Source organism: Actinomadura meridiana (genome assembly GCF_039537545.1).
GTDB classification, from domain to species: Bacteria; Actinomycetota; Actinomycetes; order Streptosporangiales; family Streptosporangiaceae; genus Spirillospora; species Spirillospora meridiana.
Genome location: NZ_BAABAS010000006.1, coordinates 618129 through 642631, shown reverse-complemented (window position 1 = coordinate 642631; position 24503 = coordinate 618129). Strand labels below are relative to the sequence as shown.

25 protein-coding genes and 1 pseudogene are annotated in these 24503 nt (G+C 69.3%); 12 read left to right on the top strand and 14 right to left on the bottom strand.

Translation table 11 applies throughout. From position 1 onward, the window contains the following. Positions 1-47 precede the first annotated feature (47 nt). The 3 genes from ABD808_RS16015 to ABD808_RS16005 form a co-directional block, all read right to left on the bottom strand. On the bottom strand, positions 48-965 hold the full coding sequence (locus ABD808_RS16015) for a hypothetical protein (RefSeq protein ID WP_344896887.1): 918 nt from the start codon (positions 963-965) through the stop codon (positions 48-50). After that, positions 962-1519 (bottom strand): RNA polymerase sigma factor, encoded by a 558-nt coding sequence (locus tag ABD808_RS16010; RefSeq protein WP_344896884.1) that lies wholly within the window; start codon positions 1517-1519, stop codon positions 962-964. The genes ABD808_RS16015 and ABD808_RS16010 overlap by 4 nt, the downstream gene beginning before the upstream one ends. A gap of 185 nt (positions 1520-1704) precedes the next feature. Further along, on the bottom strand, positions 1705-2205 hold the full coding sequence (locus ABD808_RS16005) for a glycosyltransferase family protein (protein WP_344896881.1): 501 nt from the start codon (positions 2203-2205) through the stop codon (positions 1705-1707). A 979-nt stretch (positions 2206-3184) separates the two neighbouring features. Here ABD808_RS16005 and ABD808_RS16000 point away from each other — a divergent pair. The 4 genes from ABD808_RS16000 to ABD808_RS15985 all read left to right on the top strand — a co-directional run bounded on the left by ABD808_RS16000 (position 3185) and on the right by ABD808_RS15985 (position 8491). After that, the gene (locus tag ABD808_RS16000; protein WP_344896878.1) at positions 3185-4087 is read left to right on the top strand and encodes a metallophosphoesterase family protein; all 903 of its coding nucleotides are present in this window, start codon (positions 3185-3187) and stop codon (positions 4085-4087) included. A 53-nt stretch (positions 4088-4140) separates the two neighbouring features. After that, a complete protein-coding gene (locus ABD808_RS15995; protein WP_344896875.1) occupies positions 4141-5364 on the top strand; it encodes an MFS transporter in 1224 nt (407 codons plus the stop codon). Continuing rightward, positions 5361-6323, top strand: coding sequence for a TolB-like translocation protein (locus ABD808_RS15990; protein WP_344896872.1), 963 nt, complete (start codon positions 5361-5363; stop codon positions 6321-6323). The genes ABD808_RS15995 and ABD808_RS15990 overlap by 4 nt, the downstream gene beginning before the upstream one ends. Positions 6324-6457: 134 nt before the next feature. Further along, complete coding sequence (locus ABD808_RS15985) at positions 6458-8491, top strand: phosphocholine-specific phospholipase C (protein ID WP_344896870.1); 2034 nt, start codon at positions 6458-6460, stop codon at positions 8489-8491. On the opposite strand, the gene ABD808_RS15980 is transcribed toward ABD808_RS15985, so the two are convergent. Continuing rightward, positions 8478-9245 carry a carbamoyltransferase C-terminal domain-containing protein gene (locus ABD808_RS15980; RefSeq protein ID WP_344896867.1) on the bottom strand — a complete coding sequence of 256 codons (768 nt, stop codon included), beginning with the start codon at positions 9243-9245 and terminating at the stop codon, positions 8478-8480. The genes ABD808_RS15985 and ABD808_RS15980 overlap by 14 nt on opposite strands. Continuing rightward, positions 9194-9595 (bottom strand): hypothetical protein, encoded by a 402-nt coding sequence (locus tag ABD808_RS15975; RefSeq protein ID WP_344896864.1) that lies wholly within the window; start codon positions 9593-9595, stop codon positions 9194-9196. The genes ABD808_RS15980 and ABD808_RS15975 overlap by 52 nt, the downstream gene beginning before the upstream one ends. A gap of 113 nt (positions 9596-9708) precedes the next feature. Here ABD808_RS15975 and rfaE2 point away from each other — a divergent pair, with 113 nt between their 5' ends. Both rfaE2 and ABD808_RS15965 read left to right on the top strand, forming a co-directional pair. Continuing rightward, the gene (gene rfaE2 / locus ABD808_RS15970; protein ID WP_425548929.1) at positions 9709-10722 is read left to right on the top strand and encodes a D-glycero-beta-D-manno-heptose 1-phosphate adenylyltransferase; all 1014 of its coding nucleotides are present in this window, start codon (positions 9709-9711) and stop codon (positions 10720-10722) included. Then, positions 10719-11441, top strand: a complete 723-nt coding sequence (locus ABD808_RS15965; protein ID WP_344896858.1) for a sulfotransferase family protein — start codon at positions 10719-10721, stop codon at positions 11439-11441. The genes rfaE2 and ABD808_RS15965 overlap by 4 nt, the downstream gene beginning before the upstream one ends. A 27-nt stretch (positions 11442-11468) precedes the next feature. Here the strand turns inward: ABD808_RS15965 and ABD808_RS15960 are convergent, their stop codons facing one another. Next, positions 11469-12185, bottom strand: a complete 717-nt coding sequence (locus ABD808_RS15960; RefSeq protein ID WP_344897950.1) for a sulfotransferase family protein — start codon at positions 12183-12185, stop codon at positions 11469-11471. A 115-nt stretch (positions 12186-12300) separates the two neighbouring features. On the opposite strand from ABD808_RS15960, the gene ABD808_RS15955 reads away from it, so the two are divergent. Next, on the top strand, positions 12301-12864 hold the full coding sequence (locus tag ABD808_RS15955) for a D-glycero-alpha-D-manno-heptose-1,7-bisphosphate 7-phosphatase (RefSeq protein WP_344896855.1): 564 nt from the start codon (positions 12301-12303) through the stop codon (positions 12862-12864). A 270-nt stretch (positions 12865-13134) separates the two neighbouring features. Here ABD808_RS15955 and ABD808_RS15950 read toward each other — a convergent pair whose 3' ends face one another. Next, positions 13135-13788 carry a DUF4360 domain-containing protein gene (locus ABD808_RS15950; protein WP_344896852.1) on the bottom strand — a complete coding sequence of 218 codons (654 nt, stop codon included), beginning with the start codon at positions 13786-13788 and terminating at the stop codon, positions 13135-13137. Positions 13789-14717: 929 nt separating this feature from the next. Between ABD808_RS15950 and ABD808_RS15945 the strand changes: the two genes are divergently transcribed. After that, a complete protein-coding gene (locus ABD808_RS15945; RefSeq protein WP_344896849.1) occupies positions 14718-15326 on the top strand; it encodes a GAF domain-containing protein in 609 nt (202 codons plus the stop codon). Between the two features lie 81 nt (positions 15327-15407). On the opposite strand, the gene ABD808_RS15940 is transcribed toward ABD808_RS15945, so the two are convergent. Further along, the gene (locus ABD808_RS15940; protein ID WP_344896846.1) at positions 15408-15635 is read right to left on the bottom strand and encodes a hypothetical protein; all 228 of its coding nucleotides are present in this window, start codon (positions 15633-15635) and stop codon (positions 15408-15410) included. 278 nt (positions 15636-15913) lie between these two features. Here ABD808_RS15940 and ABD808_RS15935 point away from each other — a divergent pair, with 278 nt between their 5' ends. Beyond that, positions 15914-16117: a cold-shock protein gene (locus tag ABD808_RS15935; protein WP_344896843.1), complete on the top strand. Its 204-nt coding sequence runs from the start codon at positions 15914-15916 to the stop codon at positions 16115-16117. A gap of 234 nt (positions 16118-16351) precedes the next feature. On the opposite strand, the gene ABD808_RS15930 is transcribed toward ABD808_RS15935, so the two are convergent. Beyond that, positions 16352-16732: a hypothetical protein gene (locus ABD808_RS15930; protein WP_344896837.1), complete on the bottom strand. Its 381-nt coding sequence runs from the start codon at positions 16730-16732 to the stop codon at positions 16352-16354. Between the two features lie 180 nt (positions 16733-16912). After that, on the bottom strand, positions 16913-17947 hold the full coding sequence (locus tag ABD808_RS15925; RefSeq protein ID WP_344896835.1) for a Ppx/GppA phosphatase family protein: 1035 nt from the start codon (positions 17945-17947) through the stop codon (positions 16913-16915). Between the two features lie 740 nt (positions 17948-18687). Between ABD808_RS15925 and ABD808_RS15920 the strand changes: the two genes are divergently transcribed. Further along, the gene (locus ABD808_RS15920; protein WP_344896832.1) at positions 18688-19803 is read left to right on the top strand and encodes an SDR family oxidoreductase; all 1116 of its coding nucleotides are present in this window, start codon (positions 18688-18690) and stop codon (positions 19801-19803) included. Between the two features lie 10 nt (positions 19804-19813). On the opposite strand, the pseudogene ABD808_RS15915 reads toward ABD808_RS15920, so the two are convergent. After that, positions 19814-20462 (bottom strand): annotated as a pseudogene (locus ABD808_RS15915) (SDR family oxidoreductase); the annotation flags it as partial. 187 nt (positions 20463-20649) lie between these two features. On the opposite strand from ABD808_RS15915, the gene ABD808_RS15910 reads away from it, so the two are divergent. Beyond that, positions 20650-20979: a plasmid stabilization protein gene (locus ABD808_RS15910; protein ID WP_344896829.1), complete on the top strand. Its 330-nt coding sequence runs from the start codon at positions 20650-20652 to the stop codon at positions 20977-20979. Between the two features lie 239 nt (positions 20980-21218). Here ABD808_RS15910 and ABD808_RS15905 read toward each other — a convergent pair whose 3' ends face one another. Next, complete coding sequence (locus tag ABD808_RS15905) at positions 21219-21839, bottom strand: TetR/AcrR family transcriptional regulator (RefSeq protein ID WP_344896826.1); 621 nt, start codon at positions 21837-21839, stop codon at positions 21219-21221. A gap of 64 nt (positions 21840-21903) precedes the next feature. On the opposite strand from ABD808_RS15905, the gene ABD808_RS15900 reads away from it, so the two are divergent. Beyond that, positions 21904-22638, top strand: coding sequence for an SDR family NAD(P)-dependent oxidoreductase (locus ABD808_RS15900; RefSeq protein WP_344896823.1), 735 nt, complete (start codon positions 21904-21906; stop codon positions 22636-22638). Here the strand turns inward: ABD808_RS15900 and ABD808_RS15895 are convergent. Both ABD808_RS15895 and ABD808_RS15890 read right to left on the bottom strand, forming a co-directional pair. Then, entirely contained in the window at positions 22610-23761 is a 1152-nt protein-coding gene (locus ABD808_RS15895) for a sensor histidine kinase (RefSeq protein WP_344896820.1), read from the bottom strand. The genes ABD808_RS15900 and ABD808_RS15895 overlap by 29 nt on opposite strands. After that, positions 23754-24443 carry a response regulator transcription factor gene (locus tag ABD808_RS15890; RefSeq protein WP_344896817.1) on the bottom strand — a complete coding sequence of 230 codons (690 nt, stop codon included), beginning with the start codon at positions 24441-24443 and terminating at the stop codon, positions 23754-23756. The genes ABD808_RS15895 and ABD808_RS15890 overlap by 8 nt, the downstream gene beginning before the upstream one ends. Positions 24444-24503 lie beyond the last annotated feature (60 nt).

Here is a 24503-nt window from a genome sequence, read left to right as displayed (position 1 = left end):
CCGAATGGCGCGGAACCTGTGGTGTCAGTGGCCGGGAGGCCGGGCGGCTAGGGCGCGCCAGGGCACCCCTTGGCCAGCGGAGGATACGGCGGGCCGATCTTGGTCTCGGCGGCGACGAGCAACGCCTTACCCGGCTGGCTCAGCCAGCCTTCGTGGACGTACCAGGACCCCGGCACCGAGGCGCGCGTTCCGCGCAACGGAACGGCGAAGTCGGCGGCGGTGACGCCCCGCGCGCGCATCATCGAACGCACCTCGTCGACGGTCTTGTCCACGATCCGCAAGCACTGAAGAGGCTCGCCAGGGTTGTTGATTCCGGCGAAGGCCGTGTAGTGCTCTGCCGGACGGGCCTCGCGCCCGAGGCTGATGACGGCGGGCCCCCGATGTTCCGGACCCTTGTAGGCGCGGTAACCGACGGGAATCTTCACCCCGATCGTGCAGTAGTAGGAGGACGCGCACGCCCCCGCTTTCTCGATGGACTGGACGACATCCTTGCGCCGGGACAACTGCGCGGTGCTCAGCCCGTTCTCGCGCGGGTCGTACGGCTGGAAGATGGTTCCCTCCAGGCTCGGCGACACGGGCACGACGCGCAGCGAGACGTCGAGACCGGCCTTCCGGAGCTGCGCCTCATAACGGTCGGGATCGGCGAAGGCGTCCTTCACGGTGACGATGTAGTAACCGCCCTCCATCCTGATGTCGAGCGCGGCGGCCGGGGCTGCCCCGAAGACACCCGGCAACAGCCAGCTCACGGGAATCACGACCGCCGCCAGCCCCGCGGCCACCGCCACTGCGAACCACCGGCGCGGCGGCCCGGCCGACTGGCGGAACCGGACCCCACGCCGGTGGCTCCGTCCGGCGGTGTCCCGGGGGACGGCGGTGATCTCGTCGAGCAGCTCCCGCGCGCCCGCGCCCCTCGGCGGGACGGAGGGCACCGGGTCGATGTGCTTCATGATCTCGTCGATGCTCATCCGAGCACTCCCTCCGCCATCGCCACCGCCCGCGTCCCGTACCGCTCCACGTCCACGCCCTCACGCGCCAGCGCGCGAGCGAACCGTTTGCGCGCCCGGTGCAGGCGAGCGCGCGCCGTACCCGCCTTGCAGCCCAGGACCTGCGCGATCTCGCCGGGCGAGAGTCCCTCCCAGCCGGTCAGCGACAGCAGCTCCCGGTCATCGTCCGACAGCTGCCCGAAGGCGGCCTGGACCGCGCCGGTGTCCGAGGGCCGCTGCACGCCGGTCACCTCGGCGAACTCCCGGCGAAGCCTGGTGACCAGCAGCTCCCGCCGGGCGGCGCCCCGGCGATGGTTGGCCAGCACCCGGCGGGCCACCGCGTAGAGCCACAGCCTGGCCTCGTCGCCTTGAGGGACGTCGTCCAGACGGCGCCAGGCCGTCAGGAACGTCTCGCCGAGAACGTCGACGGCGTCGTCCGGCGAGTTCGTCCGGCGCGACGCGTAGCGCGCCACAGCGTCGAAGTGCGCCGCGTACATCTCCTCCAAGCGCTGCCTGTCGCTCGCGCCTTGGCCCACACGGTCCTCCTTCGGCCTCCACCCCAGCAGATGTCCAGACCAGAGCCCGCGTTACACCCCCCGTGAGAACTTTCTCCTGGACGTCCTGGGCCTCGCCACCCGCCGTCCACGGGGCCGATGGCCCGAGCACGGCGCACAGCGGCTCCGCAGTGAAGCGATCGCATGCCAGTCGTCGCAGGACGCCATCAAGCACTGAGGCAGTGGGCGAAGAACGCTTTCATGAAGGCGTCGTCGCCAGTGTCTCTGTGGATTGATTCAGCGACCGGCCGGAAGTTCAGAGAAAGATCGTCATCGCTGGTCAGAGCACTGATCCTGGAAGCTAGCCCGCTCGGCGTTGGACGGAATTGATACTCAGTTGGCAGATACTCTGACGCGCCCACAAGGCCGCCGCTTGGCACTATGGTGCACAATCCCGATCGCGCCGCCTCCAGCACCGTGTACGGCACGAGGTCGTAGCGGGACGAGCAAACGAAGATCGTGGCGGTTGTGTTGCTGACGAGGTAGGGAAACAACCCGTTCACGAGCAACTGTCGCGGAAGCTTCTCCAAAAAGAGGTACGACTTCGCGAGTTCGGCGGGTAACGAACTGCGGAGCCGTTGCCGGTCCGGGTCGTCGGTGGAGCCGCCTATGACGATCACTCCGTCCAGGTCTCCCGACTCGACGGCGATCCGCGTCCCTTCGATCATCAGGTCTACGTTTTTGAAGAAGTCGAAGCGGGAAAACCGCCGTGATGGCGAATGTCCCGCTGGCCGGACTCCGGCGGCTTTCCACGAAGTCCTTCACCCGGGCGGGCGGGAGCGAGGCCGACGTGTCATCCGACTGGAGCGGCTGCGGGAGCCGGTGGATTCGGTTCTCGGCGATTCCGGCGTTGCCGAGAACCGCCTCCTGAATCCCGGATATCTCCAGGCACTGGTAGGTCTCTCGTGCCATGAGTGCAGCGAGCCCCGCGTCCTGGATGGACGCGAGGCTCGCGGTCTTGGAGAGGACATCCTCGCTCATCCTGAAATTGAAGCGCATCGTCAGAGCGGGAAACTGCCCGAGAACCATGGTCCTTTCTAATCGAGGGAGCTGCCGCTCTTCGTCTCGCAGGTACAGAAGGAAAGCTACCTGAATACCTTCGGCGTTCAGTAAATCCGCAGTCCTTATCGCGTGCTGCACGGCTCCGTACAGGTACGGGCGATCCCTGTCCGCTGGAACGAAACGGGCGTTCAACACTAGGACGACGCTCTTCGGGGGCTGCTTGAGAAGTTTCGTCATGGCCGCACTCCAAGATCATGACGCAGGGACGTGGGAGAAGGTCGTTTCGGTGCGCTCGTGCTCACCAGCCCGGCGAGGTACGACAAGAGGACTACGAGTTCGAGCAAAGTGTCTTCGTCCATGTGGACCACTGATCTTCGGTCAGGGTAGCTCATCCGAGTAGGCCACCCCAGATCAGCTGACCGCGTCCACCGGTCCCCTTGGCTGGAGTACGGCGGTGGTCGCGTTACGGGTTTGGAAGTTATTCGGTGGCGGGGTGTCCCAAACTGGTGACTCTTGGTCTTTACGGATCTTTGTTTTCTGGCGTCATTCATCTGATAGATGGTGTGCGCTCGCCGTGGCATCGCCAGAACTTGTAACGGTGGAATTACCGTCCGGAGTGCCCAATTCCCCCGTAAAGGAGTGGACATGGCTCCAAGCAGAAGCGTGGTCGGGATCGCCCTCGCGGGCGTCCTCGGGGCCGCCTCGATCGCGGCGGTCGCGCTGCCCGGCGCGGCCTCGGCGGCGGCCGATCCGGTGCTGGTCGGCGCCGGTGACATCAGCAACTCCGGCAGCGGCGACACCGCGACGGCGGCGTTGCTCGACGGCATCGACGGGACGGTCTTCACCACCGGCGACAACGTCTACGACAACGGCACGGCCAGCGAGTTCAACACCTACTACAACCCCACGTGGGGACGGCACAAGGCGCGCACCCGGCCGTCGCCCGGCAACCACGACTACAACACGTCCGGCGCCAGCGGCTACTACGGGTACTTCGGTGCCGCCGCGGGCGACCCATCCAAGGGGTACTACTCCTATGACATCGGCGCCAACTGGCACGTCGTCGCCATCAACTCCAACTGCGGGTCGATCAGCGGCGGCTGCGCGGCGGGCGGCGCGCAGGAGCAGTGGCTGCGGGCCGACCTCGCCGCTCATCCGAAGCCGTGCACCGTCGCCTACTGGCACCACCCGCGGTGGACGTCCGGCGCCAACCACTCCCCCAACACCGCGGTGGGTCCGCTGGTGCAGGCGCTCTACGACAACAACGCCGACGTCATCCTGACCGGACACAACCACCAGTACGAGCGGTTCGCGCCGATGAACCCGAGCGGCGTCGCCGACTCCACGCGGGGTGTCCGCGAGTTCGTCGCCGGGATGGGCGGGGCGAGCCACTACTCGTTCGGCACGATCCAGCCGAACAGCCAGGCCCGTAACAGCGACACGTACGGCGTCCTGAAGCTGACGCTGCACGCGAACAGCTACGACTGGCAGTTCGTCCCGCAGGCCGGAAAGACCTACGCCGACAGCGGCACCACCAACTGCCACTGATGTCCGGGACCCGGCGTGGCGGGGGCGCGCCGGGCCCTCCCCAAGGAGCGGGCGTGTACCTTTCCACCCTCACCCGTCCAGCCAGGGGCCAGCGCCGCGCGGGGCCTGTCGCCGCCAACGTGGTCGCCCTCGGCGCGGTCAGCCTGATCACGGACGTCTCCGCCGAGATGGTCACCGCGATCCTGCCGCTCTACCTGGTCGTCGGACTCCAGTTCAGCCCGGCCGCCTACGGAGCGATCGACGGGCTCTACACCGGGGCGACCGTCCTGCTCCGCCTCGTCGGCGGGTACGTGGCCGACCTCGTCGACCGGCGCAAGCCGGTGGCGTTGCTCGGGTACGGCGCGTCCGCGGTCGCGAAGCTCGGGCTGCTCGCCGCGGCGGGCTCCGGCGCCGGGATCGGCCTCGCGCTCACCGCGGACCGCGCGGGCAAGGGCCTGCGCACCGCCCCGCGAGACGCGCTCATCACCCTCTGCACGCCGCCCGACCGGCTCGGACGCGCGTTCGGCGTGCACCGGACGATGGACGCCGCCGGGGCGTTCGCCGGTCCGCTGGTCGCGCTCGCCGTCCTCGCCGCCGCGCCCGGGTCCTTCGACTCGGTCATCATGACGAGTTTCTGTGTCGCGCTGCTCGGCGTCATGGTGCTCGTGCTGTTCGTCCGCGACAGGCCGGGGCCGAAACCGAAGCGGGAGGAGTTGCGCTGGCGGGAGCTGCTGCGCGGGCCCGCCGCCCGGCGGCTGGTGCCCGCCTCATTCCTGCTCGGGCTCGCCACGATCGGGGACGGCTTCACCTACCTGCTGGTCGCCGAGCGCGCGGACCTCGCGCTCGGCTGGTTCCCGCTGCTCGCGGTCGCCACCAGCGGCGTCTACCTGCTGCTTGCCACGCCTTTCGGCATACTCGCGGACCGGGTCGGACGGCTGCCCGTGGTGCTCGGCGGCTACCTGACGCTTACCGCGATCTACCTGCTGCTGGGGCTCGGGTCCGGGGGGCTCTGGCTCGTCGGCGCCGCCGTCGTCCTGCACGGGACGTTCTACGCCGCGACCGACGGCGGGCTGATCGCGCTGGCCGGGCCGCTGCTCCCGGCGGGCCTGCGGACGACCGGCATCGCGCTGGTGCAGAGCGGGCAGGCGTTGGCGTACCTGTTCTCGTCGGTGCTGTTCGGGGTGGCGTGGCAGGTGTGGGGCACACGTCCGGCGCTGCTGGCCGCCGCCTTCGTCAGCGTCGTCTCGCTCGCCGGGACCGCCGTCGTCCTCCGTCCGTCAGAAGGGGCTACCCCGTGAACGTGCGCTCCCGCGTCATTGTTCTGCTGGTTTCTACCGTGCTTCTCTCGGCCGTAGCTGTCGTGTACACGGTGTTCCGTGGCGCGGAGCCCGCGCCCGCCGAGGGCCGGGCCTCCGGCGGTGGGACGGCCGACGGTCGGCGGCTCCAGTTCCTCACCAACGGGCGGCTGTCCTACACGTCCCCGCCCGGGTCGCGGCGGGTGACCTCGGTGGAGTGCGACCGGGCCTACGCCGCCGCCGGGACGGTCGCCTGCCTGCGCCCGGTCGGGGCTTTGAGCGCGGGCGCGCTGGTCGTCATGGACGCCGGGCTGCGCCAGCGGCGGCGCGTCCCGCTGACCGGGTTCCCGAACCGGCTGCGGGTGTCGGCGTCCGGACGGATGGTCGCCTGGACGCTCTTCATCGACGGTCACAGCTACGCGACCACGGGGTTCTCCACGCGGGCGGGCGTCCTCGACACGCGGACCGGGCGCCTCGTCACGTCCCTGGAGGACTTCGCGATCACCAGGGAGGGCGTCCCGTACCGGAACCGGGACGTCAACTTCTGGGGCATCACGTTCGCCGCCGACGACAACCGGTTCTACGCGACGCTGTCCACGGGCGGCGGACGTTACCTCGTCGAAGGCGACTTCGCGGCCCGGACGGTCCGGGCGCTCGCGCCCAACGTCGAGTGCCCGTCCCTGTCGCCGGACGGCACCCGCCTGGCGTTCAAGTCCGCCATCGGCGGCGACCCGAAGCGCGGCTGGCGCCTGTCGACGCTCGACCTCGCCACGCTGAGGACGGCATCGCTCGCCGAGACCCGCAACGTCGACGATCAACCCGTCTGGCTGGACGACCACACCGTCGGCTACACGCTCCAACTCAGCGACGGCACGAACCAGACGTGGGCCGTCCCGGCATCCGGCCCGGGACGACCACGGCTCCTGCTCGACAACGCGAGTTCGGCGTCGCCGATGCCGTGACCTCTCGTCGTGGTGGCGTGGGCCGCGAGAGCTTCGGCGGCAGTTTCGGCCGCGTACACGCGTGCGCCACCGGCGGCGAAGACGATCTGTCGGGGTTTGAGGATCACCGACCGTCTCGCATTCGGGAGGCAGGCATGAGCGAGGTCAGTCGCCGACGATTCTTGCAGTTGGCCGGGGGGACGGCGGGGCTGGCCGCGCTGCCGCAGAGCATCGCGCGGGCGGCCGAGATTCCCGCGCATCGCCGGACCGGCACGATCCGCGACGTGGAGCACATCGTCGTGCTGATGCAGGAGAACCGCTCGTTCGACCACTATTTCGGCACGCTGTCGGGTGTGCGCGGCCTGGGCGACCCCCGGCCGGTCACGCGGCCCGACGGGAAGCCGATCTACCACCAGGCGGACGGGACGACGGACGTCCTGCCGTTCCATCCCGAGGTCGACGACCTGGGCATGCAGTACCTGTACGGGCTGCCGCACGGCCGCAACGACGGTCAGCAGGCGTTCAACAACGGCAGGTACGACAAGTGGGTCCCGGCGAAGTCGAAGTACACGATGGCCTACCTGGATCGGGGCGACATCCCGTTCCATTTCGCGCTGGCCGACGCGTTCACCATCTGTGACGGGTACTTCTGCTCGTACCTCGGTGCCACCGATCCCAACCGCTACTACATGCTGACCGGTTACGCCGGAAACGACGGCACGGGCGGTGGACCGGTCCTGGGCAACGAGGAAAAGGGCTACGGCTGGACGACCTATCCGGAGCGGCTGGAGAAGGCGGGCATCTCCTGGAAGGTCTACCAGGACGAGGGGAATGGCCTGAACGCCGCCGGAAGCTGGGGCTGGACGGATGACGCGTTCATCGGCAACTACGGCGACAACTCGCTGCTGTACTTCAACAACTACCGCAACGCCAAGCCCGGTGACCCGCTGTTCGAGAAGGCCCGCACCGGCACGAAGGCCGTCGACGGCGAGAGCTACTTCTCCATTCTTGAGAGCGATGTCAAGAACGGGCGGCTGCCTCAGATCTCCTGGATTCCGGCGCCGGAGGCGTACAGCGAGCACTCCAACTGGCCGTCCAACTTCGGCGCCTGGTACCTCGCCAAGGTCCTGGACGCGCTGACGGCCGACCCCGAGGTCTGGAGCAGGACCGCCCTGATCATCACCTACGACGAGAACGACGGCTTCTTCGACCATGTCGTGCCGCCGTATCCGCCGTTGCCGGGGACCGGGAGCGCCTCCACCGCCGATACCTCCACCGAGTACTTCGCGGGCGGCGGCGGGTACGTGGCCGGGCCGTACGGGCTCGGGCCGCGCGTCCCGGCGTTCGTCGTGTCGCCCTGGAGCAAGGGCGGCTGGGTCTGCTCGCAGACCTTCGACCACACCTCGATCCTCCAGTTCATGGAGAGGCGCTTCGGGGTGCGCGAGCCGAACATCTCGCCGTGGCGCCGCGCGGTGTGCGGCGACCTGACCAGCGCGTTCGACTTCGCCGGACCGCAGGCGCGCCCGGCGAGGCTGCCCGACACCGACGGCTACGAGCCGCCGGACCGCAAGCGGCACTCGACGTTCGTCCCGGCGATCCCGGCCACGGGGCAGCCGTTCAGGCAGGAGCGCGGTCGGCGCCACACCCGTCCGCTGCCGTACGACCTGAGCGTCGCCGGTGAGGTCGCGGACGGGCGGATCACCCTGAAGTTCGCCAGCCGCGGGAAGGTTGGCGCCTGCTTCTACGTCACCGCCGCCGGTCAGGATCCGCGCACTTACACCGTTGAGTCCGGCCGTGAATTGGCGGGTTCATGGAATGGCGAGAGCTACGACCTGTCGGTGCACGGCCCGAACGGCTTTCTGCGCCGATTCGCCGGGACGACGGACACGCTGGTCGAAGTCGAGGCGCACGCCAAGAACGGCATGATTTGGCTGACGCTGATCAACAAGGGCGACCGGACCGTCCGGTTCGCCATTGACGACGGCTACAACTCGCACAGTTCCCGGGGACGGACGCTCCGCGTCCGGCCGAAGGGGCGGACGAGTCACTGGGTGCTTCCGGTGCGCACGTCACATTGGTACGACCTCACCATCACGTGCGACGCGGGCAGCGATTTCGTGCGCCGCCTCGCCGGTCGAGTCGAAACCGGTCGGCCCGGCCTCACTGACCCCGGCATCAAGGTGCACTGAGCTTGCGCAGGACTCGGTCTTCCAGGATGAGGAAGTCAAGGTCGAGCCGGTGGAATGCGGCCAGGGCGTCGGCGGCGGTGTCGACGATCGGTTCGCCACGGCCATTGAAGGAGGTGTTGACGAGGACGGGAGCGGCGCCTTGGGCCGCCATGGCGTCCAGCACGGCCGAAATGGTGGGGGACTCGCCGGGGCGCAGTTCCTGGGGGCGGGTCGTCCCGTCCACGTGCGCCACGGCCGGGGCCGTGTCCAGGCCGGTTTCCGTCATCCGCGCGGCACCGAGCATGTAGCGGCTCAGTTCGCCCACGTCGTCCCACAGGCGCCGGTCCGTGGTGGCGCTCGCCACCGGGCCGAAGGGGCGCCACTGCTCCCTGTCCTTGATCGAGTTCAGCCGCGTTCGCAGCTGCGCGGGCGCGGGCCTCGCGATGATCGACCGGTTGCACAGGGCTCTCGGACCGGCCTCGGAACGTCCGGTCACGATCGCACCGATGCGTCCGTCCAGGAGCAGCGTCGCGACCTCGTCGGGGTGGAAATCGCGGAACTCCAGCCCGTCCAGGTGCTCGGGCGATGGGCCGGGCGTCCGACCGGTGAAGGGGACGAACGGTTCCCGCCGGGCCCTGGGCGCGCGGATGTCGGCCGGGTCATGGCCTGCGACCACGGGGTCGTCCACCACGACTGGTCGGTATTCGGCGTCGTCGAACGTCGTCAGCTCGGGCACCTGGAGCCGGGCCGCGCGCCCATACGCCGCGAGGCCCATTGTCTTTCCCGCCGCGAAGAATCTCGCAACCTGTTCGGCCCTTCCTCGGCGAGGCCGAAGCAATCGTCCTTGTCCTGCGGTGGGGTGAACGGCAGTTCCACGAAGGTGATACCCGGCGGCTCCTCCGCGGGCAACTTCATGCCATGGGGTGCGAGCAGAACCTCGTGCCCGCGTTCGGCCAGCGCCGTTCCCACCCGGACGCAGCGCTTGTAGACACCGATCATTGATTCTTTGCTGGACTGGAGGCCGCGGGTGCCCGCCAACGAAGGGTTGGGACGGACGATCGCCTGGTTCTCCGGCCAGGCGGCGGGAGATCCGTGGACGACGGCGGTCCCCGCGTCCGAGGCCACTTCGATGCCCGAGGACGACGCTTCCGTCGGTGCCGACTCTTGACCGGCGCGGCGGCGGACCAGAAGCGGCCCAAGGCCACCAGAATAAGGATTTCACCCGGTATCGCGCACCCGTGGCAGGCACCCGTATCGCGACGCCGAACCTCACGGAGGCCCTGCACGCCGCGCACCCGGCGGTGACGGCCGCAGAGAAGCCGGGCGAGGGCAACGTCCTCTCGCTGGCCGCGCGGTGTGCGTCCGCGCTCATCCGGCACTGGTCGTCGACCGCCGTCGCGGTGACGATGGGACGTCTCGGCGCCCTGCTGTCGCTCGGGGAGGACATTCCGCTCATCGTCCCAGGCACCGCGCACCCCGAAACCGACACCTGCGGCGCGGGAGACGCCTTCGCTGCCTCGGTCGCACTGGAACTCGGCGGCGGCGCGCTCCCGTCCGAGGCGGTGACGGCCGCCGTCGGCCACGCCGGTGCCCATGTCGCGGCGGGCGGCGCCGCGGGTCTGGCCACGGCGCCGACCGGCGAGCCAACGACGGACCGTCCGACAGTGGGTGGACGAGAGCACGCCACTTACGTGACCGACTCCCGTGTGCGAATCCCCTTCACCACACCGTCCGGCAAGGCGATCGGAATGCCGGGCCGCCGGGCCTCGTGGTCGCCCGCCCCGCCCCGCCTCGCCGAGGAGGTCGTGGCCGCCACGCGCGCCACCGGCGGAACCGTGGTGGCGACGGGAGGCTGCTTCGACATCCTGCACCTCGGCCATATCGCCATGCTGCGCGCCGCCCGCGTCCTCGGCGACTGCCTGGTCGTCTGCCTGAACTCCGACGCCTCGATCCGGCGGCTCAAGGGCCGTGACCGTCCGGTCAACGGCTGCGCCGACCGGCGCGCCCTGCTGGAGGCACTGGAGTGCGTCGACGCGGTGACGGTGTTCGACGAGGACACCCCGGAGGCGCCACTGACGGCACTGCGCCCGGACATCTGGGTCAAGGGCGGGGACTACACGGTGTCCGAACTTCCCGAGGCCCACCTGCTGGCCTCCTGGGGAGGACAGACGCTCACGGTCCCCTACGTTCCGGGACGCTCGACGACCCGGCTGATCGAGGTGGCGCGTCAGGACATCAGGACAATGACATGAAAACGACTCTGGTCACGCCGACGTTCATCATCTCCGCGCCCCGGTCGGGCTCGACACTTCTGCGGTCCATCCTGAACGCCCACCCCGACATACGCGCGCCGCACGAGTTGCACCTCCGCCAGATTCAGGTCGAGATGGAGGACGACTTCGCACGCAACTCCATCGAAGCACTCGGACTCACCAACGACGATCTGGAACACCTGCTGTGGGACCGCCTGCTGCACTGGGAGCTGACCCGCAGCGGCAAGCGGATCATCGTGGAGAAGACGCCGGAGAACCTGAGCCATTGGAAACGGCTACGAGAGTGCTGGCCGGACGCCCGGTACATCTTCCTGCTCCGACACCCCATGCACATCTTCGAGTCACTGGTCAACAATCACCCCGAATTCAGCCCTGACATGCTGCTCCTACGGATGGTTCATGATGTCGCACCAATGCGAGACGCGCGGGCGAACCTCACCGGGATCACCGTGCGGTACGAGGAGCTCACCGCCAACCCGCGACAAGTCATCGAGGACGTCTGCCACCACCTCGACGTCGACTGGGACCCGGACATGCTGGATTACACCAAAAGTGAACGGGTGTTCGCTCCGGGAGTGGGAGACTGGGGAGAGAAGATCAGTTCTGGTCGCATACACCGGGCGCGCCCGGCCCCGCGCCCAGAGGAGATACCCGACGAGCTGCGCCCATGGTGCCGGGAATGGGGATATCTCGATTGACCCCTGGCGGGCCAGGCCGGGCCAGGCTCAGGCGGGCATGTAACCCCACGCCCGGCACCAGTCGCGCAGCTGGTCAGGGACCTCGTCCGGGAGCGGCAGGGGCCGCATCGACTGAATCCGGCCGGACCTGATCCTGTCTCCCCAATCGCCGATCCCATAGCGGAATCGGCGTGAAACCCGTCCGTACTCCAGCATGGTCGGCTCCCACGGGACGTCCAGGTACGCGCAGATCCGCTTGGCCTCGGTCTCTGGATCGGCAGTGAAATCCTCATAGCGTACGGCGATCCCGTCGAGACTTTCCCGCGCCCGCCGCATTGGCTCGACGAACCTTTCCAGATGCTCCGCATAGAGCCGCTCCCGCCCCAACTCCGGATGGGCGGTGTACAGCGAGTCGACGATATGGGCGGGGTGGCGCAGCAGAAAAATGTACCGGGCGTCCGGCCAGCACTCCCTCAACCGCTCCCAATGGCACAGACTGTCCGGCGTCTTCTCCACGATGACGTGCTTGCCGCTGCGAACCAGTTCCCGATGCAGCAGCCGGTCCGACAGCAGGTGCTCCAAGTCCCGCCGCGTCACCCCGAGAATCTTCATCGCGCCCTCGCCGAACTCGTTCGCCAACACCACCCGAAGCTTGGCGAGATGCAGTTCGTGGGGCGAATGGACCATTGAGTGACTGTCCAGGACACAACGGAGCAGCGTCGATCCCGACCGCACCGACGACAACAGAAAAACCGGATCAGGCACAAGTCTGTTCACAGTTGCGTCGTTCCCGCCGTGGCGACATCACACCCTCTCCGAACTCTGATATTAAGAGAAGCAAGGGATATCTTTCCGCAGTCGCACCGACCAGCGGCGGCCAATGGACACAGCACGCAACGAGAAACTGGCGGGCCTCGACCTTGACCTCGTCCTGCTGGACCGGGACGGCGTCCTCAACCGCAACCTGGACCAGGGTGTGCGCCACTGGTCCGACTGGGAATGGCTTCCCGGGGCACGAAGGGCCGTCCGCATGCTGGCGGAGTCGGGCACCCGCACGATGGTGGTGACCAACCAGTCGAACGTCGGACGGGGCGTGCTGACCCACGCCGAGCTGAACGCCATCCACTGCTGCATGATCGACGGGCTTCGCCCCGCGTGCTTCTCGCTCGACGACATCTTCGCGTGCCCCCACACCCCGGATGACGGATGCCCGTGCCGCAAACCCCGCCCCGGTCTGCTCCACGCCGCACTGAAACGCGCGCGGGCCCGCCCCGATCGCACCCTGCTGATCGGCGACCAGCAGTCGGACATGGCCGCCGCCCAAGCCGCTGGCTGCTGGTCGATCCACGTCCAGTCCGGCAAGGGCGCCCCGCCAGAGGGCACGGGGCCAACCCACCTGGGCAGCGCCCGAGACCTACTGTCAGCCGTCCGGTCACTCACTTGAGCGGATAAGTCTGCTTCTAGGGGACCACAAGGTAGAAGCTGTGATCAAACAGGCACAGATAGTAGCGGACGTGGCTCGCCCACGCCAGGATCATCATCGTCCTGACCTGCCGCAACACCATCATCGTGGTCGATCGCCCGGAGTCTCCGGCGGCCGGGCCGCTCCTCCGTCGTGGCCGAGGCGTCCCGGCGCGTCATCGGTACCACTTCGCCGGTGGGAGATTCGCGGGCAGGGCACGGCCCGTACGCCGCGAACCGTTAGGGAGCTCGATTACGAGCAGCGCCTCCAGGAGTAGTGGTACGTCGTGACGAGGTTGCCGTCGGTCGAGTCCATGCCGATGAAGTTGACCTCCGAAGGGTCCGAGGACCCTTGGTCGACTCGCAATTCCGTGTTGATGTTGAGGTTCCGCTGCTCGTAACAGGGCGACCACACGAGCTGGGACGCGTCCGTGGCGTCAACGTGCTGCCAGTCATCGTCGTAAGGGCCCGATATGGGATGCGAGTACTCCCTGGTGCGCGAGTCGCCCTGGAAGTAGTAAGAGGCGAGTTGGCTCGCGTTCGCGCCGCTCTGCAATGAGGCGTAGCCGCGGTAGTCCACGGAGGAGACGGCGTAGCGGTAGCCGGACGGGACGTGCACCTTGAAGCTGATCTGGCAGTTCTTACGGTCGTCGGTGGGTGTGGAACCTCCGCCCGCCTGGGCGAGGTACCTGCTGTACGTGACCGTGAAGGAGTCGTTGGAGGGCGACAGCGCCGCCGCGGCGGAGCCGATCGGGCAGCCGCTGCCGTTCACGCTCGCGATTTCCATGCTGACCCCGTCGGGGCCCTCTTCGACCAATTGCTCGGACGCGACGGCGGCGGGCGCGACGGACACCGCGGTCATGGCGAGCGCGGCGGCAGCGGCAGAAATAGTGATCCCGTAACGCATGCGATTCCTCAGCTCGGAACTGGGCGCTGCTGTTCCTTCGGCGGCCGACGCGGCAGCACCGGATGTATGGATTGAACGGACGCCGTCAATGGCGATGAAACCAAGATTTGGACAAATGGTAACCTCGTCGGTTAAGTAGTGTCAATCAAGGGTTTTCAACTTTCGATCCACATCAATTTACAGACAAGAGGCGTCTCGATCGCTTTGGCCATCGATTATCGAGCGTCAATACCGACTCTTTGACAAAGCACCGTTCCAAACGCCGGTGCGGCATTGTGCGGGGCGGTGAGCAGGCAGGACGTGCGTCCGGAAACGGTCGTCCCGCTTCTCGTGGTTCGCTCCCGGGCGATTTCCCTTCACGGACGGTGACCCGTGCGGGCAGGACCCGGGCAGCGCGCCGGTTGGGGGCGACCGAATCGCGGCGGAAATTGGGGGACAAGAGGTGCCTCGTGCCCACCGTGATGGCAGAACGGGAGCGTAGACTCGTGGTGACGAGGGTTTCTCGATGCAGGCGACCAGGCCCGCGTCCCCCTGGTCTCTCGAATTTCGGCCCCCTTCGGGCCAGACAGGTCCGGCGCTATGACGCCGCAACACCGCCCCGTCCAGACTGCCGGTCGCGCTATCGGGGCCGCGGACCTGACACGTGAACGGCTCGCCGACCGCCGCGCCGCCCTTCTCAGCGGCGAACTCTCCTCCGCCTCGCTCCCGCGCCCTCGGCGCGCCGGGCCGAGCGAGATCACCCGGCTGTTTCGCGTGTTCGTCGTTTGTTCCTCCGTGACCGTCGCCCGGGCCGCGGGCTCGGCCGTCCGATCGGTCGCGGCCTGACCGCGTGGGAACGCGGACGCTCGCGTGCACCGGACGGAGCCCCGGCCGGTGTCGGGTCAAGGCCGGGCCTCGGCACGGCCCAAGGAGGAGAGCGGGATGACGACATGACCGGCACCGATCTGCCGACGATCGGCTGGGGGCCGCCGAACCCGCCCCGACACGCGGTCGACCGGCGGCGCCTGGCCGCCTCGTTCGACCTGATGTCTGCGGTCCTGGACGGGGTCGCCCTGCCCGGCCTGCTGACGCTCGTGGCCGAGCGGGCCCGCGTCATGGTGGGTGTTTCGCTGGCGTTCGTCGCCCTGCCCGCCGAAGACGCCAACACCCTGCGCATCGAGGTCGCGGTCGGCACCGGCAGCGACCAGATACGCGGACTGACGGTGCGGCGCGGCCGGTCGCTGCTCGGACGGGCGTTCAGCTCCCGCCGGGCGTTGTCCGCGCGGGTCGTCGCGGATCAGACGCTGACCGCGCTACCGGCCGGTCCGATCCTGATCCTGCCGTTGGACACCGGGGACGCCACCCGCGGCGTGCTCGCCGTCCTCGGACAGCCGGGGGCGGAGCCGTTCAGCCCGTCCGCCGCCCGTCAGCTGCTGCTGTTCGCCGATCTCGCCGCCCGCCTGGTCCAGCTCGGCGAGGACCAGCGCGCGGCCGTCCCCCCGGATTCGGCGGAGGCGCGGATCGTCGCGCTCCACCCGCCACGGCCCGGGCGACCGTGACATGACGGGACGGGAGCACAGCGCGGGAGCGTGAGCGACGACCCTCGGCTCGCACGGCCGTGGCGGGGTTCTGTACGGGTATCAGAGCTTGAAGAGCCTTACATACGGAGCGAGAATCCTGACCTTGCTCGACCCGAAATCGACCAGGACGGCCCCTCCCGGCTCCACTTCCACCACGCGGCCCAGCCCGTACTTGTCGTGAGTGACCAGGTCCTCAAGCGCGAACTCCTCCACCGGCGGGGCGGCGGACGGCGGCGGAAAAGGGCTGGTGGCCAGGTGTCGGCGCCTGGCTGATCTGGGGGATTTCATCATCGCAGTATGCGCCGTTGGCGCGCGTTATGGATAGCCTCGCCGATACTTGATAGTAAAATCACAAGCGCACTCGACCCGGCGACGCCCGGATCCTGCGCCGTCCGCCGACCCCTGTGGTAATGTGTGGGTAGTTGCGGTTCCCATAGACATGCTCGTGCGCCTGTTGGATCTGTCCATCAGGCGCATTTTTGTTGTTCTGGATCTTCCGGATGGGCCATCGCGGCGTCCTCGGCCGCACACGGTGTGCGGCGGGACTGACCAAGAAGGAGACGACCATGGCCACCGGTACCGTGAAGTGGTTCAACTCGGAAAAGGGCTTCGGCTTCATCGAGCAGGACGGCGGCGGCGCCGACGTCTTCGCCCACTACAGCAACATCGCGGCGCAGGGCTTCCGTGAGCTCCAGGAGGGCCAGAAGGTGACCTTCGACGTCACCCAGGGTCAGAAGGGCCTCCAGGCGGAGAACATCGTCCCTGCCTGATCGCCCCGGCCGACGCGGCGGACGCACGCACCAACGCCGTCCGCCGCGTGTGCCGCTCCCCCAACTCCCCACCCGCCACCAGACCACCCCGACTCAGCTTTCGACAGTCGCCGTTCAGTCCTCTCACTGAACGGCGTTTTTGCTGTGTGGGGGGGTCGGCGTCGACCGCGCGGCGTTCATGCGCCGGGCCCGGCTGCTCGCGGGCGTCCGCCGATGCCGGGGTGGGAGCGGGCTTCAGCGGTGGTCGGAGTCTATGGCCAGCTCGGTCACCAGGGTCGTGATGGCGCGGGCGGTCAGCGCTTCCAGCACCTCGGTGTGCTGTTCGTCGACGCTGATTCGCATGCTCAGCTCGCCGCCGGTGGCGGTCAGGGCGAAGGTGAAGAACGAGCAGCAGCCGGTCTCCCGGGCGGCCAGTTCGGCGGCCCGTCCGGCTATCTCGGGGTCGGGGCGCAGCGCCAGCCGCACCCGACCGGGGCCGTCGGGTTGGACGGCGGTCACCGACTCGGCGAACAGCGCGTCGAACTCGGCCACTCGCAACGGACGTTCCGTGGTCGGCAACGAGCACGCCTGCGGCGCCCAACCGTCCTGGTCAGCAGATGCTTGCTGATGTTCCATGTCTCGACGGTAAGCCTGTACCCCGGTACCGGATGCAACCCCTGGACAGATCAGGGTCGTGTGGCTTCTCGGTAGTCGCGGGGGACATTCCATAGGCGCGGCGGAACAACCGGTGCAGGTAGCCGACCGAGATGTGCTTGACTACCGACTGCAATCGAGCGGAGATGTCTCCGGGGACTGTCAGGCGCTGAGCGTGGGGACGGGGCTCAGCGGCGGCCGGATCCGCGCCGCCGGGACGGCCTGGGTCAGGCGCGCGGTCTCGTCGTCGGCCGCCGCGGGATCGGACATCGCCTGGAGGCGTCGCATGATCAGGCCCTCGCGGATCGCCCACGGGCAGATGTCGACCCGGTCGATCTCCAAGGTCGTCATGAGCGCCTCGGCCACGATCGCCCCGGCCAGGATCTGCGGCGCCCGGGGGTGGGAGAGCCCCCGCAGCTTCGCCCGGGACGAGGCGCGCTTGCCCGCCAGAACGGGGATCTGCTCACGGAGCCGCTCCAACTCCAGCACCCGCCGCGCGTACGGGCCGACCTTGCGTTTGGGCGCCCCGGTCAGCCGCGCCAGCTGGGTGAAGGTCTTGGACGTCGCCACCGGCCGTACCGGACGCTCCCCCTCCAGGCCCGGCATCACCTGGGCGGACGCCTCGTTCAGCCGCCGGTAGACACGGCGGCGCAGCCGTTTCAGGTGTTTGCGGGACGGCGGGTCCCCCGGCAGGTGGGCGCGGGTGAGCCGTCCCGCGCCCAGCGGCAGCGACAACGCCAGCACCGGTTCCTGGCCCTCGCCGTGAGCGATCTCCAGCGATCCACCGCCGATGTCGGCCAGCAGCAGCCGTCCGGCCGACCAGCCGTACCAGGCGCGGGCGGCCAGGAACGTCAAGCGTGCCTCGTCCCTACCGGACAGGAAGCCGAGCCGCACACCGGTCGCCGCCGCGACCCGGGCGACGATCTCCTGCTGGTTGGTCGCGTCCCGCACCGCCGACGTCGCGAACGTCACCAGTTCCTCGACGTCATGTGCGGCGGCGGCGCGCACGGCCTCCCCGACCGACGCGACCAGCCGGTCTATCGCCTCCCGCTCCACGGCGCCGTCGGCATTGATCGCCTCGGCGAGCTGGGTCGGGCGCTTGACCGTCGTCACCGGATCCGGAGGCGCGCCCACGCTGAGGTCCGTCACCTTGAGATGGGCGGAGTTCGACCCGACGTCCAGCACACCGATTCGCATGGCGCCCCTTTACCCGCAGAAGACGGCTTCATGGGTGTTCCGGCACGGCACGCGCCGCCGCTCGGTTGGTAGATCTTTCGTTTTCGCTGCTCAGGAGTGTTGCGGCCGTTTCGCTGCGGTCTCATCGGTTATGGCCTTCGGGAGAGGGGCGCCGACGGGCGCGGTTCACCGACCAGCCGAGGTGGGAGTCACGAACGACGGCATGTACAGCAGATCGAGTGACGACGCGGAGCAAGGAGCGGGGGCGGCGATGAGCGACAACGCGTCTGGCGAAGAGACGGACGTCCACCTTGACGTGCCACTGCTCAAGGTCGACGAGATCTCCCTTGAGGTCGAGAACCTGGAAGCGCACGTCTCGCTCGTCGCCCAGGTCCTCGACATGCTCAGGCTGAGCGTCGGCGCGGACGTGGCCCTCGGCAAGGTCAAGCTGGAGATCAAGGGCGTGGAGGCACAGGCGCGGCTGGACGTCCGGCTGGACAACGTGACCGTCATCGTCGACCGCGTCCTGACGACGCTGGACCGCAACCCGGAGATCCTCCAGCACATCGGACGCGGCGTCGAGTCGGCGGCCCGCGACATCGGCGCCGGGGCCGGAACCGCCGTGGGCGAGGTCGGCCGGGGCGCCAGGGGCGCCGTCCAGGACGTCGGTCGCGGCGCGGGCGGAGCGGTGGAGACCGTGGGCCAGGGCGCGGGCGGCGCGGTACAGGACGTGGGCCAGGGCGCGGGCGGCGCGGTACGAGATGTGGGGGAAGGCGCGGGCGGAGCGGCGCGGGGCGTCGGCCAGGGCGCGGGCGGAGCAGTGCAGGACGTGGGTCAGGGCGCGGGTAGCGCGGCACAGGACGTCGGTCGCGGCGCGGGCGGAGCAGTGCAGGACGTCGGCCAGGGCGCGGGTGGGGCGGTGCGAGATGTGGGGGAAGGCGCGGGCGGAGCGGCGCGGGGCGTCGGTGAAGGTGCCGGACGCGCTGTCGATGGCGTCGGCGAAGGTGCAGGGGAAGGCGTGCGCGAGGCTGCTCGCGCGTGGTCGCGCCGGGCTGGAGGCCGCGGCCGCCGAGGCAGAGGATCTCGGCGGGTCCGCGCTGCCCCTGACCGTGGACGTGGCCGATCCGGACCAGGTGGAATGGGCCGCAGGCGAGGTGGAGCGCGCGTTCGGGCCGATCCGGGTGTGGGTGAACAACGCGTTCAGCGGCGTCTTCGCGCCGTTCGACGAGGTCGCGCCCGAGGACTACCGGCGGGTCACCGACGTCACCTATCTCGGCACGGTGAACGGAACGCGGGCCGCGCTCACCCGGATGAAGCGGCGGGACGACGGCGTGATCGTCCAGGTCGGCTCGGCGCTCGCCTACCGTGGCATCCCGTTGCAGTCGGCGTACTGCGGCGCCAAGCACGCCATCGAGGGGTTCACCGAGTCGCTGCGCGCGGAACTCCTGCACGACCGGAGCGCCGTCAAGGTGACGATGGTCCAGTTGCCCGCGCTGAACACACCGCAGTTCGACTGGGTGCGGTCGCGGCTGCCGCGCCATCCGCGGCCGGTGCCGCCGATCTACCAGCCCGAGGTCGCCGCACGCGCCATCGTCCACGCCGCCGAGCATCCGCGGCGCCGGGAACGCTGGGTCGGCGGGTCCACGATCGCCACGCTGATCGCCGAGAAGGTCGTGCCGGGGCTGCTCGACCGCTACCTCGGCCGGACCGGGTACGGCTCGCAGCAGACCGGCGAGCCGCGGGCCGAGGCGCGGCCCGGCAACCTCTGGGAGCCGCGCGACGCCGAAGAGGACCATGGCGCGCACGGCGGTTTCGACGACGGTGCGAAACGGCGCAGCCTGCTGCTCGCCGCGCAGACGTGGCGCCCGCGCCGCTGACGCCGGACGCTCAGCCGGGGTGGATTTCTCCTCCGGCGGGGACGAGGTTCTGCCCCGTGTAGTACGAGGAGAGCCGCCCGCTGGCGAAGAAGACGTACGAGGGCGCGATCTCGTCGGGGTCGGCCGGGCGTCCCATCGGGGGCCTGTTCACCGAAGCCCTCGACGCGATCCTCGTCGAACGTCGCCGGGATGAGCGGCGTCCACACCGGGCCCGGCGAGACGGTGTTGACGCGGATTCCGCGGTCCATCAGGGCCTGGGCCATGCACTGCGCGCAGGTCATCGCGGCCGCCTTGCTGGCCGAGTAGTCGATCAGGCTGGTGTTGCCGCGCAGCCCGTTGATCGACCCGGTGATGACGATCGACCCGCCGTCCGGCAGGTGCGGCAGCGCCTCCTGCACCGTCCAGAACAGGCTGTGCACGTTCACCCGGAAGGTGCGGTCGAGCTGCTCGGTGTCGATCTCGCGGACGTCGTCCACGGGCTGCTGCGTGCCGTGGTGCAGGACGAGGACGTCCAGGCCGCCGAGCCGTTCGACCGCCTGGGCGACGACATCCCGGGTGTGGCGTTCGTCGGCCAGGTCGCCGCCGAAGGTCGCGCAGCGGCGGCCCTCGGCCTCGACGAGACCGGCGGTGTGCCGGGCGTCGCGGTCCTCCTCCAGGTAGGGCTGACTCTGGGCTGAAGGGCTGGCCACGCTCGTCACCTCGCTCGATCGTCCGTTCACCCGGCCATTCCCGTCGCATCAGCCCCATAACGTGCGCGAGTACGTGCGCGAGCCCACCTGCCCCGAGCCGTTTCACCCGGACATACGGGGAAGTGGACGGATAAGTCACTTGGCGAAGGAGGATGGGATGCCGCAGCGAGCGTGGAGCAAGAAGCGCGAACGGCAGTACGAGGACATCAAGGAGTCGCAGAAGGAGCGCGGAACCGGGACTCAGCGCGCCGAGGAGATCGCCGCGCGGACCGTCAACAAGAACCGCGCCCGGTCCGGTGAGGCGAAGCAGAAGAGCAGGACGTCGGTCCAGGACATCTCTCCGCAGCGGCGCGGCGGCAAGCGTTCCGGCAGGCCCGGCCCGCGCGGCCGGACGAAGGAGCAGCTCTACGCCGAGGCCAAGAAGAAGAGGATCGAGGGACGCTCCAAGATGTCCAAGGCGCAACTGGAGCGGGCGCTGGGCGTCTGACGATTGGGAGACGTCCGCCGGACGCCGGACGCGGATTGTCGGGACGTTCGTCCCTGACGGCGCGTGTCCCCGATGCCCCACCCTTGAGCCATGAAGCTCGACCAGAGTGGCCTGGAGGTCCTGACCAGGGACGAGTGCCGCACGCTCCTCAGCCGGGGCACCATCGTGATCAGGACGTCCCGCACGTCAGTACCCGCACGGCACCCACCCGGTCCGACGTCCGCTGACGGTAAGGGGGATCAGTCGAGGCGGACGACGCTGCTCAGCAAGGGCAGGAGCGTCTGGTGCAGTCCGGTCAAATCCGTCTGAAGGCGTGTGGCGATCTCGTCGCAGGACGGGAAGCTCGTCACCGTCCCGACGACGGCGGTGGCGTGCCGCGCGTCGAAGGGCGGCCGGAGCCGGTCGGCCTGGGCCAGCCGTCGCACGAACATGCCGATCTGCTCGTATCGCCAGTGCTCGCGGGCGGCGGTCACCTGCTGGGCCTCGGGGTCCACGGCCGCGAGGCTGATCAGCCGCCGGAACACCTCCAGGTCGGTGTCCCAGAAACGGCACAGCCACTCGACCATGGCGGTGAAGGCGGCGACCGGGTCGGCGACCTCGGCGGCGTCCCGCACACCGGCGACCAGGCCGGATCGCTGGGCGAGATCCTCGGCGACGGCGTCGAGCAGGCCGAGCTTGGAGTCGAAGTGCCGGTAGATGGTGACCCGGGTGACTCCGGCGTCGGCGGCGACGTCCTCCAGGCTGAGCCGGTGGTAGCCGGTCTCGATGAGATGCCGCCGCGCGGCGGCCAGGATGCCGCTCCGGGTTCGCCGCACGCCCTCGGCGCGCAACCCTGCCTTCTTCGATTCCGACGTCGCCACCCGGTAATGATACAGCTAGTATCCTGAGATACAGCTTGTAACATTATTTGAGGAGGGGTGAGCCATGGCCGATCGCCCTGTGGCGCTGGTGACCGGGGCGAACAAGGGGCTGGGCAAGGAGATCGCCCGGCAGCTCCTGGAACACGGAATGACCGTGGTGATGGGCAGCCGCGACCTGGAGCGCGGGGCCGCTGCCGCCCGTGAGCTTCACGCCGACGGGGCCGCCGTACCGGTGCGGCTGGACGTGACCGACCCCGCGAGCGTCCAGGCGGTGGCGGGACGGCTGCGCCGCGACCACGGGCGGCTCGACGTGCTGGTCAACAACGCCGGGACCGTCGTCGACCGGCTGGCCGCCGACACCACGGGCGTCGAGATGCGCCAGACCTATGAGGTGAACGTCTTCGGCGTCGTCACGGTCGTGCACGCGATGCTGCCGCTGCTGCGCGCCTCGGCGGCGCCGCGCGTCGTCAACGTGTCCAGCACCACCGCCTCGCTGGAGTTGACGAGCGGCGGCGCCGACTTCGGTGGGGACGCCGACCGCCGGATGGCGTACACGTCGTCGAAGACCGCGCTGAACATGCTCACCGTCCAGTACGCGCACGCCTTCGCCAAGGACCCCGCCCTGCGCCACATCAAGATCAATTCAGCGACGCCCGGATACACCGCGACCGACATGACCGGGCATCGCGGCGCCCGCACGGTCGGGGAGGGCGCTCGGATCATCGTGGAGTTGGCCACGCTGACCGAGGCCGGTGCCACCGGGGCGTTCTTCAACGACCAGGGGCGCGTGCCGTGGTAGGGCCCGGGTGTTTCGGGGCGTGGGGAAAGCGGATCGTCGCGACCAGGCCGCCGGTGGGACGGGGCGCGAGGTCGAGGATCCCGTTGTGCGCCCGGACGATGCTGTGCACGATGGCCAGCCCGAGGCCGACGCCCGCGTGCTCGTCGGTGCGGATGCGTTCGGTGCCGCGTTGGAAGGGCTCGGTGAGGATCGGTATCAGTTCCGCCGGGAGCGGAGGGCCCGTGTTCTCGACGCGCAGGACGCTCATGTGATGGTGCGATTCGGTGTGGACCCTGACGGTGCCGCCGGTGGGGAGGTTGTGGACGATCGCGTTCTGCACGAGGTTCGTCACCACCCGCAGGATGAGTTCCGCTGAACCGACCGTCTGGGCCCTCTCGCCGGTCACTTCGAGGGTGATCCGGCGTTGTTCGGCGAGGGGAAGCAGCGTCTCGGCGGCCTCCTCGGCGGCGAGGGACAGGTCGACGGGCTCGCGGGCGAAGCTCTGCCGGTCGGCGCGGCTGAGCAGCAGCAGCGCCTCGGTGAGGTCGATCGCCCGGGTGTTGACGGTGTGGAGGCGTTCGAAGATCTCACCGTGGTCGCGGGTGGGGTCGCTGCGGGCGACGTCCAGGAGCGTCCGCGAGATCGCCAGCGGGGTGCGCAGCTCGTGGGAGGCGTTCGCGGCGAACCGTTGCTGTTCGGCGACGTGGGATTCGAGCTGTTGGAGCATGGTGTCGAACACGTCGGCGAGTTCGCGGAACTCGTCGCCGGGGCCCGGCATGTGGATCCGGTGGGACAACGAGCCGTTCGCGGCCATCCGTGCCGCGTCCGTGATCCGGGTGAGCGGGGCGAGCATCCGACCGGCGAGGATCCATCCGCCGAGGAGGCCGAGCACCAGGAGGAATCCCATCGCGGTGAACGCGCGGGGGACGAAGGCCTCCCGAAGGTCGGTCTGGTTCGGGATGAACGGCGGGCTCGGCTGCCCGCGCCGACCGAACTCCGGCCGGGCGTTGAGGACGCCGTCGGGGACGTAGCGCAGCAGGAAGAGCTGCACCACGGCCAGCAGGAGAGCGCCCGCGACCATGATGAATCCGGCGTAGCTGAGGGTGAGCTTCAGCCGCGCGCTGAGCCCCGGGCGCCTATACATCGGTGCCGCCGGAAGGGTCACCGCCCGTGTCGATCCGGTAACCGACGCCGGGCACCGTGACGATGAGCCATGGTTCGCCGAGCCGTTTCCGCAGGGCGGAGACGGTGATCCGGACGGCGTTGGTGAACGGGTCGGCGTTGGCGTCCCAGGCCCGCTCCAGCAGTTCCTCGGCGCTGACCACGCCGCCCTCGGCCGCGACGAGGACCTCCAGCACGGCGAACTGCTTGCGGGTGAGCGCGACGTAGCGTTCGTCGCGGAAGACCTCCCGCCGGAAGGGGTCCAGCCGGAGGCCCGCGATCTCGCTGACCGGCGGCCGGGCATGCGCGCGCCTGCGGTCGAGCGCCCGCAGCCGCATGACCAGCTCGCGAAGATCGAACGGTTTCGTGAGGTAGTCGTCGGCGCCGAGCCCGAACCCCTCGGCCTTGTCGTCGATCCGGTCGGCGGCGGTCAGCATCAGGATCGGGATGCCGCTGCCGGACGCGACGATCCGGCGGGCGACCTCGTCGCCGGAGGGGCCCGGGATGTCCCGGTCCAGCACCGCGAGGTCGTAGGAGTTGACGTCGAGCAGCTCCAGGGCGGAGTCGCCGTCGCCCGCGATGTCCGCGGCGATCGCCTCCAGCCGGAGCCCGTCACGGACGGCTTCGGCCAGGTAGGGCTCGTCTTCCACGATCAGCACGCGCATACCTGGAGGTTATGCGGCCCTGCGTATCGTCCGTGTATCCGTATCGTCGGTGTGTCCGAA

Coding starts and splice junctions, on each gene's coding strand:
- ABD808_RS15940 (WP_344896846.1), bottom strand. CDS start 15,635: ATGAAATCCCCCAGATCAGCCAGGCGCCGACACCTGGCCACCAGCCCT.
- ABD808_RS15980 (WP_344896867.1), bottom strand. CDS start 9,245: ATGGGCCTCGCGGCGTATGGGCGCGCGGCCCGGCTCCAGGTGCCCGAG.
- ABD808_RS16000 (WP_344896878.1), top strand. CDS start 3,185: ATGGCTCCAAGCAGAAGCGTGGTCGGGATCGCCCTCGCGGGCGTCCTC.
- ABD808_RS15955 (WP_344896855.1), top strand. CDS start 12,301: ATGGACACAGCACGCAACGAGAAACTGGCGGGCCTCGACCTTGACCTC.
- ABD808_RS15945 (WP_344896849.1), top strand. CDS start 14,718: ATGACCGGCACCGATCTGCCGACGATCGGCTGGGGGCCGCCGAACCCG.
- ABD808_RS15935 (WP_344896843.1), top strand. CDS start 15,914: ATGGCCACCGGTACCGTGAAGTGGTTCAACTCGGAAAAGGGCTTCGGC.
- ABD808_RS15920 (WP_344896832.1), top strand. CDS start 18,688: ATGTGGGGGAAGGCGCGGGCGGAGCGGCGCGGGGCGTCGGCCAGGGCG.
- ABD808_RS15925 (WP_344896835.1), bottom strand. CDS start 17,947: ATGCGAATCGGTGTGCTGGACGTCGGGTCGAACTCCGCCCATCTCAAG.
- ABD808_RS16015 (WP_344896887.1), bottom strand. CDS start 965: ATGAGCATCGACGAGATCATGAAGCACATCGACCCGGTGCCCTCCGTC.
- ABD808_RS15950 (WP_344896852.1), bottom strand. CDS start 13,788: ATGCGTTACGGGATCACTATTTCTGCCGCTGCCGCCGCGCTCGCCATG.
- ABD808_RS15900 (WP_344896823.1), top strand. CDS start 21,904: ATGGCCGATCGCCCTGTGGCGCTGGTGACCGGGGCGAACAAGGGGCTG.
- ABD808_RS16005 (WP_344896881.1), bottom strand. CDS start 2,205: ATGATCGAAGGGACGCGGATCGCCGTCGAGTCGGGAGACCTGGACGGA.
- ABD808_RS15965 (WP_344896858.1), top strand. CDS start 10,719: ATGAAAACGACTCTGGTCACGCCGACGTTCATCATCTCCGCGCCCCGG.
- ABD808_RS15910 (WP_344896829.1), top strand. CDS start 20,650: ATGCCGCAGCGAGCGTGGAGCAAGAAGCGCGAACGGCAGTACGAGGAC.
- ABD808_RS15890 (WP_344896817.1), bottom strand. CDS start 24,443: ATGCGCGTGCTGATCGTGGAAGACGAGCCCTACCTGGCCGAAGCCGTC.
- ABD808_RS15895 (WP_344896820.1), bottom strand. CDS start 23,761: ATGTATAGGCGCCCGGGGCTCAGCGCGCGGCTGAAGCTCACCCTCAGC.
- ABD808_RS15930 (WP_344896837.1), bottom strand. CDS start 16,732: ATGGAACATCAGCAAGCATCTGCTGACCAGGACGGTTGGGCGCCGCAG.
- ABD808_RS15985 (WP_344896870.1), top strand. CDS start 6,458: ATGAGCGAGGTCAGTCGCCGACGATTCTTGCAGTTGGCCGGGGGGACG.